Origin of the sequence: Meiothermus sp. QL-1 (assembly GCF_003351145.1) — a bacterium.
Taxonomy (GTDB): Bacteria; Deinococcota; Deinococci; order Deinococcales; family Thermaceae; genus Meiothermus.
Genome location: NZ_QQSV01000011.1, coordinates 51,426 through 64,274 on the forward strand (window position 1 = coordinate 51,426; position 12,849 = coordinate 64,274).

Sequence of the window (12,849 nt, forward strand, 5' to 3'; positions counted from 1 at the left end):
CTACCTCCCCAGAAGCACCACCGGGCGGCCCTCCAGGCTGCACACCCGCACCTGGGGCCCGTAGGCTCTTTGCAGAAGCTCCTGGGTCAGCACCTCCTCTGGTCGGCCCCAGGCCCAAAGCCGCCCTGCCTGCAAAAAGGCCACCCGGTCGGCCCAGCAGGCCAGGTTGGGGTCGTGCAGCACCGTGAGTATACCCATCCCCTGCTGTTTGAGGCCTGCGAGGAGCTCGAGAAACTCGGCCTGGTGGTGCAGGTCGAGGTGGTTGGTAGGCTCGTCCAGAAGCAGGAAACTGGGCCGGGCCGCCAGCGCCCGGGCCAGGAGCACCCGCTGCCGTTCCCCGCCCGAGAGCGTGGGCAGCCAGCGGTGGCGGAAGGCTTCCACCCCGGTCGCCCGCATGGCCCAGGCCACCGCCTCGGCATCGGCGGGCCCGGGCCGCCCCAGAAGCCCCAGGTGCGGGGTGCGGCCCAGGTAAACCACCTCCTCTACCGTAAGGTCCTCGGGGTACAGGCCCATCTGGGCCAGGAAGGCAATCCGCTGGCCCCTTTCCCAGCTACTGTAGGCCTCGAGCCTCCTCCCCTCGAGCCAGACCTCCCCCACCTGCGGCTGCAGCAAACCCGCCATCAAGCGCAGCAGGGTGCTCTTCCCCGCCCCGTTGGGACCAAGCAGCGCCAGCCACTCTCCCCTGCGCAGCGCAAGGGACACGCTCTCCACCACTGCCTTGCCCCGGTAGGCAAAGCCCACCTGCCTGGCCTCGAGCCCTCCCACTGCTATAATCCTTACGCCCAAAACCTCAGCCCGCAAGCCCTAGAAGGAGGGCCAGGCCGGGGCGGGCTCGAGGCCCAAACCTTGCAGGTAGTCGCGCAGCTCGATGTAGTGGGCCTCACCTACCGGCCTATGCCCGTGGGCCAGAATACTCTCATTGCGCCGAGCTACCAGACCGCCCAGCTTTCCGCCGGCAGTGTAATCGGCATAAAGGCGCTGGGACAGGCTTTCGTTTCGACCCAAAGCACTGTCCAACCCTGCCGCCACACTCAGCGCTTCGCGCAGGCCCGAGGCCCTGTTGTAGCGCTCGGCCCAGACTGCAAAGTCGCTGTATGCTTCCGTAAAGGTCTTGGGGTCGTAAACCAGCAGACCTACACCCTCGAAGAAATCGGCTTCCACAGCCAGCTCAATGACCCGGTAAAGCCTGGCCAGGGCATCGTCGTACCGCCCCCGCGCCGCCCGCCGCTCGGCGTTGGCCAGCAGGTCAGCTAGCAGGGCACGGGTAGGCTTCCCCTCCTTGTCCAAAATCTGGCGCAGGTGGGACATAGCCTCCTGCAGCCCCTGCAGCACCCGCACCTTGGCCCCGTGGCCCCAGGCCTCGGCGATGCTCAGGGCGGGCTCGAGGTGCACCTTCAGCTTCTGCCAGGCTTCCTTGTGCCGGAACAAATCCCAGGCCTGCATGGCCTCAGCAATGCCCTTGAGGTGGGTGTAAAAGCGCTCCTCAGAAGGGGTAAGGGGCCGGGTCAGCAGCTCGCTCAGGAAGTCCTGCGCGGCGCGGTAGTCGCAGCCGTTCCAGGCCCGTCGGAAGCCCTCCCACTCGCGCAGGCCGTAGCGGTAGGTGGGGTCCTCCAGCACCCTAAGCCGCTCGGAGCCGCTCTTCACCCGGCCCTGGGCATCGCGCTGAGCGCCGCCCACATAGCTAAAGGTGACGCCCTTTCCGCTCAGGGCCAGCGTGAGGCCCGCCACCATGGTCTTGGTGCCCCCGGTAATGTCGGCCACCACCACCTGGGCCTCCCACTCCAGGGCTTTTTGCAGGGCCTCGAGGCCCTTGCGGTAGGCTTCGTTCAGGTCTTCGTGGTCGCCAATGAGCAGGGTATGGTGACTGAACTGCCCGCCGTACTGCCGAAGCAAATCACCTGCCACCGGGTAGCTCGACTGGCTCGCCACAAAAATCACGCCCCTAAGGGGCGCGTGTTCAGCCAGGGCAAACTCTAGCGGCTCGATGGTCTGGCCCACGGTCAGGATGAGCACTTTGTGGGTCTGGGTTTCCATGCCAAAGGTATATCAAAAAACCTGCCCCAACAGTCAAAAAAAACAACCCCAACCTCCGCTTGGGCAACAGACGTTCAATCGCCTCTACCACCCTGCTCCTTTGTCTGTCCGGCCAGCCCATGGCCACACTGGACTTTTGCCTTGCTCACATGCCCAGCTTGGCAGGCCAGGTGCCACAAGCTCCTCCCTTACCGCATGGGGCGGTTTTGGTAAGGGTCATCCACATCGCAAGTTTTGCTCTCAGCAGGCTGTATGGCTCACCTTCCCCTACAGCGTGAAGGAAGGGTTTGCTGCAATCCCCTTGCGGGGCTATTTGTTTGCAACACTATTGTGAGCGGCGAACAGTACAAGACGTACAACAAGTTGCAATCCCCTTGCGGGGCTATTTGTTTGCAACTAAACACGGGGCAGTTTCTCATTGTCCAGACCATCTGGTTGCAATCCCCTTGCGGGGCTATTTGTTTGCAACTTGGGCTACGCTGATAACGGGCATTCTGGGAACCTACATAGGTTGCAATCCCCTTGCGGGGCTATTTGTTTGCAACTGGAGTACACGGTGAGCAAGCTGGACCGGGCCATGCGGGTTGCAATCCCCTTGCGGGGCTATTTGTTTGCAACAGCATACCCCGTTAAATGCCGTTCTGTACAGCACCCCCAGAGGGGGGTTTTATGAGAGCTGCTGGTTATCCACAGGCAACCTGTGGATAACTCCAAAAAAAGCGCGGTTTTTTACGATGGATGCTTACAAAGTCGCGCTTTTAGATTTTTCGCATTCGCATGTTGCGATAAGAATCGAAGAAACCTGTTTTCAAGGAACCTGCCGGATAACCCCGGCGACTACAGCATAGCACTTTGCGCAAAACATAATGGTTCACTCTAAAAAAGCGCTTCCATGGCCTTTGGAACGGTATCTTCGGGGCATTTTTCAGAAGAGCGTGTGCCTTCGCGATCGTATTTTTAGCTCGTAAAAGCAGAGTAACGCCGGGTGTAACGCGGGCTTCAGAGAATCAGGTAGTCGGGGTTCTCGGACAGGCGGGCCGTGCCCAGCACCTCCACCGTACCCCCAACGGGGTATATCCGGACGCTGTCCTGGGTGAGGTCCACCTTCTTACGCAAAAGCCTTTTCAGCTCGGCAAGCTGGGCGGGGCTCAGCCAACACTCGAACACCGAGAGCTGCACCCGCTCGCCAAAGCTCTTGAGGGTGTTGGCCACCTTTACCCGGCGGCCATCGTCGGGGATGTCGTAGGCAATGGTGTATAGGCGTTCGGCGGGCATCTTACCTCCATAGGTAAAAGGGCGTATAGAGCTCGCGGCCCAGCAGAGCGGCCTTGAGGCGGGCGGCCTGGGTTTCCAGAAGGGTCTGGTAGGTTTGGCGGAAGCCCTTGGGGTGCTGGGCCTCCTGGGCAAAGCGGGCCTCCAACAGGCGCAGGAGGGTTTTGCGGCCGGCGTCGTTTAGGTACACCCCACCACCCCGGGCCTCGCTGTGTCTCTCGGGGCTGAGTTCGGCCCGCAAAAAAGCCCCCAGCACCACGGCGTCTACCACCGGAACCCGAAACTCCTCCATCAGGTCGAAGGCCAAAGCTGGGTTACGCCTTCCTTCGGCATGCAGCAGGCCCAGCTCGGGGTGCAGCCCGGCCAGGTGCAAAGCCAGCAGGGTACGGCCCAGGAGCACCATGTAGCCATACGAGAGGGCCGCGTTTACCGCATCGGTGGGGGGACGGCGGTTGCGTCCGGTAAAGCCGTAGGGCGAGAGCACCGCCTGCAGACCGGCAAAGTAGGCCCTGGCAGCGTTGCCCTCCACGCCCCGCAGGGCCTCCAGGTGGGGCACCTGGGGCAGGGCTTCGAGTGCGGCCTGAAGCTCCCGAACCAACGGCTCAACGGACGCCTGACGGGCCAGGCGCTCGAGCACCACCAGGCCGGAGCGCAGCTTGCCCTGCACAAAGCCCTGGGCAAAGGGTAAGGGGCTCTGCTGGGCCGCCAGTTGGGCCCGCAGCACCTCGGGGGCCAGGGCCTGGGGCGCGGTGGCCTGGCCGTAGAGCTGGCCCTCCAGGGTGGCGTAGAGCACCGGCACCCCCTGGCGCAGCAGAAAACCCAGGGCCGGGGTGGTGAGGCGCACGTTGCCCCAGACCACCACCCCCCGCACCTTGCGGGCCGGGAGCTGGGCCAGGGTTTGTTCGTCCAACTCCACCAGCAGCCGGCCCTGGCGCAGGCGAAGGGTGGCGGACTGCTCGGTGAGGTGGAGGGTCAAGGTGCGTCCCGCTGCAAAACCTAAACTTCTATGGGTTCCACCGCCGGAAAGACCCTGGCCTCCTCGCGCGTTTTTTGGTAAAGCTTGCGCCCAAGCTGCTGGAGCTTTTCTAGGTCGCCTTTCTTGCTCACCTCCAAACCGTGAATCAAAAGGCTCTTGTTGCGGCTTTGCAGCATGCCCTGGTAGCCGCGCAGGTCGGCTTCGGAGAACTGCTCTAGCGCCGGGTCGCTCAGGTAGCGCAATAAGGCAATACCCTCCAAAAGCCCCAGCTTTTGCACCGGTCGAATCTTCTCTAGGGGCAGCCCCAGCCAGCTTGCTAAGGAGTGCCGAAGATGCTCTTGCTCCTCGGGGCTCAGGTTGGGGTCGTCGTCGCTGCGGCCCCGCACGGCCAGGCGGTGTTGCAGGATGAGCTCGAGGGCCCGATAAAAGTACAAAGCCGCTATAACCGGCTGGCGCTCCTTGCGCTCCTCGCCCAGTTGAAGCAGGGTGGCCACCAGCCAGAGGGCTCCTTTGGAATCGGCCAAACTTTGCGATTTGAGCAGATGGACGATGGCCTCGAGGCCCTCCTTTTGCTCCTTCAGGCGCTGGGCGTGGCGGGCCAGCGGGTGGGCGCGGTAGGCGTCCTGGCCCAAAAAGCCGAAAAGGCGGGCGGCGTTGCCCTGGGCTCCCTCAAAGTCCAGCGCATACCAGCGCTGGTACATCTCGCACAAGGCCGCATACACCTCAAAGCTGCCCTGGCCGGTTTTTCGTCTGAGCGCGTTGAACTTATCGGCAGCCTTACCGAACTCTCGAGCCCTATAAAGCTCCTGGGCCAGGTGCTCGTCGAGGTCGCCCAGCACCTCGTGGGGGTTGGGCAGCAGGATGAGCTTCTCGGTGCCGGCCACCGGCTTGCGCAAGATGGGGTCAAAGGCGTCGTTGTCCACGTAGGCCACCCGCAGGCTGGGGTATACCCGTTGCAGAAAGTAGCCCGCCGCGGCCATCCCCGCGCTCATGGCCTTGGTGCCGCTGGTGAGGTCGAGGGCAATCTTTTTGCCGGGGTGCTTGCGCACCTGCTCGCCCACCGCCTGGTACAGCCGGGTTACGTCGCTTTTGTCAATCTCGATGGGGTAGACCTCCTGGCCCAGGTCGCGCTGAAACTGCGCCAGATAGCGCTTGCTCTCCGGCGTGTGCAGCACGTACACCTCGGAAGCCCCCAGCCCCAAAGCCGCCAGGGTGGTGGCCTCAGGGCTGGTGCCCAGGGTGTGGATGGAGACCTCGAAGGTCTCCCGCAAGGGGTAGACCTGGGGCTCCTGTCGCCATAGCTCGAGCAAAAGAGGCCAGACGGTTTGGTTGTACAGCTCCTGGGCCTTGGTGCCCTCAAGCTCCTGGGCCTTTAGGTTCTGCCAGGCTTGCTGAATCTTCTGCTTCAGGTCTTGCATCGGCAGCTTCCTCCTTGCGCATAGGATCAAACCCCCGCACCCGCCCAAACCCCAGGCTGGTTTTGGCCCCTACCCCGGCAAAAAAAGCAAACCGGCCTAAGGCCTGCATCCACTGTGCCTCGGTAGCAGTGGCGGCGGGCAGGTGGTAGACCACGCGCCCCACAAAGCCCACCCCGCGCTCGTCGGCATTGGGCCGGATGGCCTGGGTCTGGCCCTGGAAGCGGGCAATAGTCATACGCTCCCAGCTCTCGGCAAGCTCCTCCGGCACCTTTACCGGGGCAAAGGCGTTCCAGCGCTGGGTGAGCGACTCAAAGACCAAACGGGGCTCGGGCAGGGGGTAGCTGTTCCCTTTGCGGCGGAAGAAGGTGGGGCTGGCAAACTGCAGGCCCAGGCTGGGGGCCGCCTGGCCCTGGAAGAGCCTTGGGTAGCTGCTCACCCCGGCCCAGGGGTGCTCCTCCTGCAGCACGGCCTTCACCAAAAAGGGTGCTTTGAGCCGCACCTGCTGGCCCAACAGCCCAAACAGGTGGGGCGAGAGCCGGGCGTAAAGGTCTTCCTGGAGCAGGCCAACCCGCACCCACCAGACTCCCTCCCGGCCCCCCAGGCCTAGGCTGAAGGGGTTGGGCTGGGCGTTGTGCAGCTCGGGGTCTATCTGCTTCAAGAGGCCATAGACCAGCCCCCGCCAGCCGTCGGGGTCGGGGCGGGCGGGGCCTTCGAGGGTGAGGACGATGGCGGCCAGAATCATGTTGGGTCGGTCCGAGCGAAATTCTCGCCCACATAGGCCAGGGGCAGAGCGCTTACCCTAGCCACCGCGTAGCTCAGGCAGTCGCCAAAGTTGAGGGCGGCTGGGTAGCGGCCCTTGCCGCAGGGGCGGAAAGCCGAGAGAGTTTCGTATATGTGGCTTGCCTCGAAGAGAACCACCCGGGCCTCGAGGCGCAGCAGAAGTTCGTTGAGCAGGCACGGGCTATCAGGCTTTAACCGGCTCACCACCATACCCACCTCAACCAGCGCGGGGGCCCCCACCAAGTGCACCTCGGCCCCAAGAAGGCGCTCAAGCGTTTCTTGGTGCCCCGGCTCGGTAAAGACAAGACCGAGCTATCCAGTACCATCAGCAACCCTCTGGATTAAAGCCCAGTACTGCTTCTTGCTCAGGCTCAGTGAGCGCTTTACCTGGGCTTTCGGGCGACAGTTTGGGCCAGACTTCGCGCTCCAGAAACTCCAACACACTCTTCTTGCGGGGGCGCTGCGAATGTAAAAGGCCATGTATTCAGTATGGCTTGAAAAAAGCAGGGTTTCAGCAAGGCTCGAGCCTGGCAATGGCCCAGCCCAGCGGGAAGCCGTCTTTGGGTTTGGAGTGGCCAGCGGTTTTACGGGTTCTGGGTTCCTGACCCTCCTCACCCTCGAGCAGCAACGCCAGCCGGATGGACATCCGGCCCGAACCAAAGCCAATACGTAGGGGAAAGGCCTGGGGGTCGGCCTGAAGGCGTTGCTCGAGTTCCTTGTAGGTTTGCAAAGCGGCACTTAAGCCATGTTCTTTTGCAAATTCCTCCTCCCGGGCCGCCACCTCCTGGTAGTACTCCCGGCAAGCATCCGCCAGGTCTTGGGCCAAGATAGGGTGCGAAACGGTGTCTTTGTGGTTTTGCCTGGCAAGTCCCGTGTGAAAACGGAGCACGGCCTGAAGCCGGGTTTTGCTGCGGAAGGTTTCGGCTAGCAGTACCGTGCCGTCCATGGTTCCTTTTGGGTGAAAAACCCCTATCCGGTTCAGGAGCAGGTGTTCGCTGGGCTCGGTGTCCCCCACCCGCACCTGGCGAAAAGGGTCGCGGTGCAGGTTGAAACCCCGCTCGCTGGTGTAGTCCAACACCAGCGCTTCGAAACCCTGGGCTGTGTTGGGGTTGATTTTTTCTGGGGTTTTGATAAGCGGCCATTCGTCTTTAGGTGCCTTCTGGCCCCAGCGCCACCCCCCCTTGTGCTCGATATCCTGTCCCCGCTTCAGGATCCGCCTGAACATCCACGCAGTACGCAAAGCGCCCTTAATGGACGAGCCCGGCAGGTAAGCCCCCAACGGACTTCTAGGCAGGGGACGAAACTCCAGCCCTGCAGCATCGGTAGCGCTATTAACCGTTTGGATAAAGGCCCCGCTCACTGGTACGCGACGTAGCAGGGCCGGGGTAGGGTCTACCAGACCATTCCGCCAAAGGGATTGCAGGCTTTCCTGGGCCCGCTTGGGGCCCTGGGCCACGGCTTGCAGGTAGTTCCGCTGCTGCTCTGGAGAAAGTAGCTCCAGAAGCCGCCCAGCATCCAGAATCAGAGCCTCTTTGTTTTTTTCGTCCAGCAGGTAGCTGTAGGCCGGGAAAGCCTCACCGGTGCCCACGTGGATGGGCCCCAGGGTCTCGATGACCAGCCGATAACTTTCCAAAAAGCTCATGCCCCCACTCCCCAATTGCCCTCAGAATGGGGCGTCACCCGTACACCAAGGGGGAAAGCCCACAAGTACTCCCACACCTGCACCCCGGCTTCCGGGGCCGGCTCGGGGGTCACATCCAGAAGCCCACCAGCAGGCTTTTCCTTGAACACACTGCCCTCCTTGGCCCTTAGGTAGGGGCGCTTGAAGGGGGTCTCGGCCAGGGCATAGTGCCCCCCCAGGCGGCCCCAGTAGGTTTCCAGGGCCCAGTAGCCCTCGCCCTGGGGCAGGGTGGGGGAAAGGGTGACGTAGTGGGTGGGTTTTGGAGCCTCGGGTAAGTCCATCTCCTGGGTACCCACCACCTCAAAGCGCCCCAGGCCCACGCTGGCCTTGCCCCCATAGCCAAAGGTGCCGATGTCCCGCAGAGCCTCTTCCAGATACGCCGCCTCCTGGCGAAGATGGACATACACCGTCCAGGTCTGCTCACCTTTTCGGTTGTTCAACCAGTAAACCCTGTCGGTGAAGAGGATGCCTTCCTGCGCGGTGCCGGTTGAGCGGGCGATGCCTACGCGGGTCTGGGTGGCCAGGCTAATGCTAGGGGCTTTGTCCTGGGTTAGCTCAGGCGACTCACGCAAGGCCGTTTCCCCTTCCTGAACTACCCTCTTGAAGGTTTCCAGGCTTAAGTAGCGCAACCCCTTGAGCTTTTTGCGCTCTACAGTGTCCTGCACCTGCACGGGCGGCAACAGGGGGCGGGGCAGGTAGCCCGTTGGAAAAGCCGAGGAGATGAGGAAAGGCGGGTCTTGCCGGAAGGCCAGGAGCCACTCCTTCAAGGCTGCTTCCCCCTGGGTGTACCGCACCCACCAGGCCAGGTGGCCCCAAAGGGTGGGGGCGCTCGGCGGAGCGCTGATGCTCCCCAACGCCAGGTGAAAGGCCCTGACTTTCATCTGTCCTCGACCTGATATTCGAGTTCTACCTGCCCGTAGCCCCGGCTGATGTAGCCCCCCAGCCCATCCAGTTGCAAGAGCTCCAGGGCCTTTTGTACGTGCTTGAAGTTTTCCTGGTCAGTTTTCCCATCGTCGCCGGTGTCCATCACCCGGTAGACCATCTCGAAGGCGAACTTGGCCCCGGCGGGCACACGCTCGGCGGTGCGGGGGTTGGCATCCCCGCCAATGCGGGGGATGAAGACCTCCTGCTTGACCTCGGTCAGGTAGCCGCCGCGGGCGATCATGGCCTCGAGGGCCCGCTTGGACTCGGGCGTAAGGTAGGCGTCGCGTACCAGGAGGCGGGTGGGGCCGCGCTGCTGAGCAATCCGGCGCTGGGCCTTGGTGCTGGGAGCGCTCCCAAAGATGCGGCCCACCGGGTCGTTAGGGTCGTCAGGCACGTAGACGTGTTCCTCAGTAGAACGAGCGATGTAATCGCCACCGAGGTACCACTCGAGCAAATACCGCATCTTGCCCTTGAGAGAGGAGCCAGGAATGTAAGGCTCTTCGGTAAGGGGGTTGCGAATGACCGGGTTGTCTACATCCCCAATGGTCATCTGGTCCTTGCTCATGCCAATCCGCAGCCCGCTTTTGAGCCGGATGATGCCGTGAATGCGTTTGTAGCCAAGAAGTTTCATTCAGTACCTCCTCCCCTGAGGCTCTGGGCTGCGGGGAGCCTCGCCCCCACGCTTCCCTTCTAGGCCATAGAAGTAGGCCAACACCGCCTCCAAAAACAACATGACTGCGGCGAAGTGCTTGGGGCTTTTCTTGGCATCCGACAAGAGTTCGTCCATCTTCTCCCGAAACTTATGCAACTTTTTCAGAGGACCACCGTTCGAGCGCCCCCCATAAGCCAGCTTTGCCCTCAGCAACTCGATTTGGGAGGTGAGCCGGCTCCAGGCCAGCGCCTCATCGCCCCCAGCCTCGCGCTTGTAGCGGTCGAAGGTGTCCTCGAGCCTGCGGAACTCGTGAAAGTAGTTGCGGAACTGGCTCGACTTGAGCTTGTCCTGGCCCTGGCCCTCGTTCCTCAGCTCCTGCGCCCAACGCTCGGCCTCCTCGTCAAAAAGGCCCTTTCTATAAACGCCTCGCTCCAAGTTTTCAAAGAACTCCATGCCTCCTCCTTATCGCTCCAGGTACAACCCCCACTGCAGCCAAACCGGTAAGTGTTTCCAGGCAGGGTCTGTGTGGTTGCTCAACTGTAAGTAGTGTTGCCGAATTTCCTCGTTTCGCTCGCGCAGAGTGTAGGCCAAGAGGGGCTTGTAGCGCATCTGCTGGGCCGGGTCGCCTTGCTTGTGCTGCTTCCACAGCCTGAGCAGGCGGTAGGCCAGGGCACTGCTCAGGCCCAGCTTGCTCTCGGCGTTCAGATGGCGTTGGAAATCCTGCACCCAACGCACCAGGCCACGCAACTCATTCCAGGGCACGCTCTGTCCAAAGAGGTGCAGCCGGTTGCGCCCATCTTTTTTGGCCTGTTTTTCAGCCTCCTGTACCGCCTCGGCCAGCAGGGGAATGGGCAGCGAGGGGTTCACCAACACAAATCCGCCCGAGAGGGTGAGGTTGTTGTGCTGGGTGAACTGCCGGTAGAGGGCCTCCAGGTCGAGGGCAAACTCCAAAAGCACGTCCCAGGGCCCCAGCAGAAAGAGGTCGTCGCCTCCAGCGTACACCGAGTAGATGAGGGGGTAGCGACGGGCTTTTTCTCTGGCTTTTAGCTCATCCCAGCCCAGACGCTCGGCGTAGGTTTCAGGATTGCGGATTAGCTCGAGCACTTCTCCAGCAAAGAACAGCTCGAGCATCCGCGACAGGCTGGCGATGCGGCTGGGGCTGCTGTGATCCTGGCCTTTTTCGTTCACAAAGCCGGTGGCAAAAGCCTCGCCCATCCGGTCGGCATCGAGCATCAGGGCCCCCAAATACTTAGCCCCGGTGGAAAACTCGGCCAGCTCGGCCAGGGTAAGGGGGTCGTCTTCCTCCCGCCCGCCTTCCTCCTCCTCCCAAAGCCCTTGCTTCCTGGCCCAGTCCTGGTACTCACTCAGGTCACGCCAATTCCCTAGTTTTAGGGCATCCCGCAGGGTGGGGATGTGCCCCGCCAGCAAGCGCGGTTCCCAGGGATAAGCCGCCGGAGCAAAGTCGAGGCGGGTGCGCAGGGTGTAGTGTTTGGACGGCTTTAAAGCCACCGACCAACCCGGAAAGCGATAGTGTGGCTTGGGGGGGTTGTCCTTGAAGAACCCCACCTCTTGCCGCTTGGGAATGAGGCGGCCTAGGTGAGCGTCCCGCTCGCACCCGCAGCAAAGCGCATCGCTGGCCGACTTGGCCGGGCGCACCCCGCAAGCCGCACAAGGCCGCAGGCTGACGTTCGTGGGGTTCAGGTAGGGCTTATCCAACCGGCTCGAGAGCGGCCTCAGCTTGGCCAAAGCTAGCTTGCGGTGCGCTTGCTGAAGCTCCTTGCTAAAAGCTTTGAAGCCAGCAGGGGCAAAAGCATGCTCTGCCAGGAAGGGCAGCAGCGTTGCGCCCTGCTCCAGCGCCCAGGTTTCCCACTCTTTCCGCACTTCCTCCAAAGCTCGCTTCACGGCCTCGGTGTTGGGCAACAGCAGGTAGAACTTCCCCCCCGCGCTCATGATGCGCTGCAAGGGGGTGAAACCGGTGCGCCGGAGTAGATCGAGGCCCATGGCCTCAGCAGCCAGCGAAACCTCTAGACTCCGCGCCCGCAAGCGCTTGGCCAGCCCCCCCACCCCGGTCTGGGCCCCCTGAATGCGGTAGATGTGGCCCTGGATACCACCCAGATCGCCCAACACCAGAAGGAACTTCTCGGGTGCCTCGTCCCTGAGAGCCTCTACGGTTGGGGCGGTGCCGTGGTAGGCCCACAGCGCCGCCGCAATAGCGCCGGTCAGGCGCAGGTGGTCGAACAGCGAAACGTCGGGCTCGCCCTGGGTGTCCGAGGGCACGTTCCACAAAAGCTCCTGAAAGATGCCCAGAAGGTTTGAAAGCAGAATCTCGCCGCTTGGTTTAAAGCGGGCCAGCTCATCCAAGCGGGCATCCAGCCGCTCGACTATGCGCCAGTAGGTATCCTGCGAAACGTTAGGCCTGGCTTCCGGGTAGGCTTCACCCGGCTTCTGGCCCACCTCCTGGCCGGCCCGCACCATGCTGTAGCCCCAATCCTTCTCGCCATAAACCCCCTGCACCCTTAGATTCGCCAGCACCGACTTGAGCGGGGTCTCCGGCGCACGACCGCTTTTTTCGTCCACCTCCTTGCGTTCACTCGAGGCATAGGTGTCGGCCAAGGCCACGCACCACTCGGCAGGGCTTTTGGGCTGCCACTCAGGCTTGGTGTGCCAGCCCTCGTGGTGGCGAGCAGCGGCTCGAGCCAGTTCTTCTGCATCAGGAAACCATTCCCGCCACCTCAGGACCGCCCACGCGGTATAGGCCGGGTGGCTCCAGTCGGAAACCCCCTCCGGCGGCCTGCCCCAGTAGGCCCGCTGGTAGAGCTTGCCCAGGTCGTGCAAGAGCCCTGCCAGCGCGGCTTTTAGCGGAGTGAAAGACTGCATGCATTGAAAGCCTACTACACATTTCCGGCCCGGGCTGTGCTTTCTGTACCTAGGGAGCAGGGCACAATTCGCCGGGTCCCATTCTTGACAAGCGAACCTGGCCCCACTAATCTGGTCTTTGCCTGCCGGGATGGTGGAACTGGTAGACACACTATCTTGAGGGGGTAGCGAGCGCAAGCTCATGCGGGTTCAAGTCCCGCTCCCGGCACCAGCGAAACAGCCCAGACCAGCCCCA

11 protein-coding genes, 1 tRNA gene, 1 pseudogene and 1 CRISPR repeat array are annotated in these 12,849 nt (G+C 62.5%); of the genes and pseudogenes, 1 reads left to right on the forward strand and 12 read right to left on the reverse strand.

The annotated features are described in order from the left end of the window. The 12 genes and pseudogenes from DV704_RS10575 to cas10 all read right to left on the reverse strand — a co-directional run bounded on the left by DV704_RS10575 (position 1) and on the right by cas10 (position 12,614). The gene (locus tag DV704_RS10575; protein ID WP_114799547.1) at positions 1 to 765 is read right to left on the reverse strand and encodes an ABC transporter ATP-binding protein; all 765 of its coding nucleotides are present in this window, start codon (positions 763 to 765) and stop codon (positions 1 to 3) included. 39 nt (positions 766 to 804) lie between these two features. Beyond that, positions 805 to 2,034 carry a TIGR02710 family CRISPR-associated CARF protein gene (locus tag DV704_RS10580; protein ID WP_114799548.1) on the reverse strand — a complete coding sequence of 410 codons (1,230 nt, stop codon included), beginning with the start codon at positions 2,032 to 2,034 and terminating at the stop codon, positions 805 to 807. 289 nt (positions 2,035 to 2,323) lie between these two features. After that, positions 2,324 to 2,652: a CRISPR direct-repeat array (repeat unit 35 nt; unit sequence GTTGCAATCCCCTTGCGGGGCTATTTGTTTGCAAC). 381 nt (positions 2,653 to 3,033) lie between these two features. Next, positions 3,034 to 3,309 carry a CRISPR-associated endonuclease Cas2 gene (gene cas2, locus DV704_RS10585; RefSeq protein ID WP_114799549.1) on the reverse strand — a complete coding sequence of 92 codons (276 nt, stop codon included), beginning with the start codon at positions 3,307 to 3,309 and terminating at the stop codon, positions 3,034 to 3,036. 1 nt (position 3,310) lies between these two features. Next, on the reverse strand, positions 3,311 to 4,282 hold the full coding sequence (cas1, locus tag DV704_RS10590; RefSeq protein WP_114799550.1) for a CRISPR-associated endonuclease Cas1: 972 nt from the start codon (positions 4,280 to 4,282) through the stop codon (positions 3,311 to 3,313). Between the two features lie 20 nt (positions 4,283 to 4,302). Continuing rightward, positions 4,303 to 5,700: a TIGR02710 family CRISPR-associated CARF protein gene (locus DV704_RS10595; protein ID WP_114799551.1), complete on the reverse strand. Its 1,398-nt coding sequence runs from the start codon at positions 5,698 to 5,700 to the stop codon at positions 4,303 to 4,305. Next, positions 5,639 to 6,442 carry a CRISPR-associated endoribonuclease Cas6 gene (gene cas6 / locus DV704_RS10600; protein ID WP_114799552.1) on the reverse strand — a complete coding sequence of 268 codons (804 nt, stop codon included), beginning with the start codon at positions 6,440 to 6,442 and terminating at the stop codon, positions 5,639 to 5,641. The genes DV704_RS10595 and cas6 overlap by 62 nt, the downstream gene beginning before the upstream one ends. After that, positions 6,439 to 6,771, reverse strand: a pseudogene (locus tag DV704_RS10605) (type II toxin-antitoxin system VapC family toxin); the annotation flags it as partial. The gene cas6 and the pseudogene DV704_RS10605, both read right to left, overlap by 4 nt. 220 nt (positions 6,772 to 6,991) lie before the next feature. Then, positions 6,992 to 8,122: a type III-A CRISPR-associated RAMP protein Csm5 gene (csm5, locus tag DV704_RS10615; RefSeq protein ID WP_114799553.1), complete on the reverse strand. Its 1,131-nt coding sequence runs from the start codon at positions 8,120 to 8,122 to the stop codon at positions 6,992 to 6,994. Next, a complete protein-coding gene (locus tag DV704_RS10620; RefSeq protein ID WP_114799554.1) occupies positions 8,119 to 9,042 on the reverse strand; it encodes an RAMP superfamily CRISPR-associated protein in 924 nt (307 codons plus the stop codon). Before DV704_RS10620 ends, csm5 begins: the two co-directional genes overlap by 4 nt. Then, positions 9,039 to 9,716, reverse strand: a complete 678-nt coding sequence (gene csm3, locus DV704_RS10625; RefSeq protein ID WP_114799555.1) for a type III-A CRISPR-associated RAMP protein Csm3 — start codon at positions 9,714 to 9,716, stop codon at positions 9,039 to 9,041. Before csm3 ends, DV704_RS10620 begins: the two co-directional genes overlap by 4 nt. Beyond that, entirely contained in the window at positions 9,717 to 10,190 is a 474-nt protein-coding gene (csm2, locus tag DV704_RS10630; protein WP_114799556.1) for a type III-A CRISPR-associated protein Csm2, read from the reverse strand. It lies immediately after the preceding gene. Positions 10,191 to 10,199: 9 nt separating this feature from the next. Continuing rightward, positions 10,200 to 12,614 carry a type III-A CRISPR-associated protein Cas10/Csm1 gene (gene cas10, locus DV704_RS10635; RefSeq protein WP_114799557.1) on the reverse strand — a complete coding sequence of 805 codons (2,415 nt, stop codon included), beginning with the start codon at positions 12,612 to 12,614 and terminating at the stop codon, positions 10,200 to 10,202. A 124-nt stretch (positions 12,615 to 12,738) separates the two neighbouring features. Here cas10 and DV704_RS10640 point away from each other — a divergent pair. After that, a tRNA-Leu gene (locus DV704_RS10640) sits at positions 12,739 to 12,825 on the forward strand. The last annotated feature ends 24 nt before the right edge of the window (positions 12,826 to 12,849 follow it).

Coding starts and splice junctions, on each gene's coding strand:
- cas6 (WP_114799552.1), bottom strand. CDS start 6,442: ATGATTCTGGCCGCCATCGTCCTCACCCTCGAAGGCCCCGCCCGCCCC.
- csm3 (WP_114799555.1), bottom strand. CDS start 9,716: ATGAAACTTCTTGGCTACAAACGCATTCACGGCATCATCCGGCTCAAA.
- DV704_RS10620 (WP_114799554.1), bottom strand. CDS start 9,042: ATGAAAGTCAGGGCCTTTCACCTGGCGTTGGGGAGCATCAGCGCTCCG.
- csm5 (WP_114799553.1), bottom strand. CDS start 8,122: ATGAGCTTTTTGGAAAGTTATCGGCTGGTCATCGAGACCCTGGGGCCC.
- cas2 (WP_114799549.1), bottom strand. CDS start 3,309: ATGCCCGCCGAACGCCTATACACCATTGCCTACGACATCCCCGACGAT.
- DV704_RS10580 (WP_114799548.1), bottom strand. CDS start 2,034: ATGGAAACCCAGACCCACAAAGTGCTCATCCTGACCGTGGGCCAGACC.
- csm2 (WP_114799556.1), bottom strand. CDS start 10,190: ATGGAGTTCTTTGAAAACTTGGAGCGAGGCGTTTATAGAAAGGGCCTT.
- DV704_RS10595 (WP_114799551.1), bottom strand. CDS start 5,700: ATGCAAGACCTGAAGCAGAAGATTCAGCAAGCCTGGCAGAACCTAAAG.
- cas10 (WP_114799557.1), bottom strand. CDS start 12,614: ATGCAGTCTTTCACTCCGCTAAAAGCCGCGCTGGCAGGGCTCTTGCAC.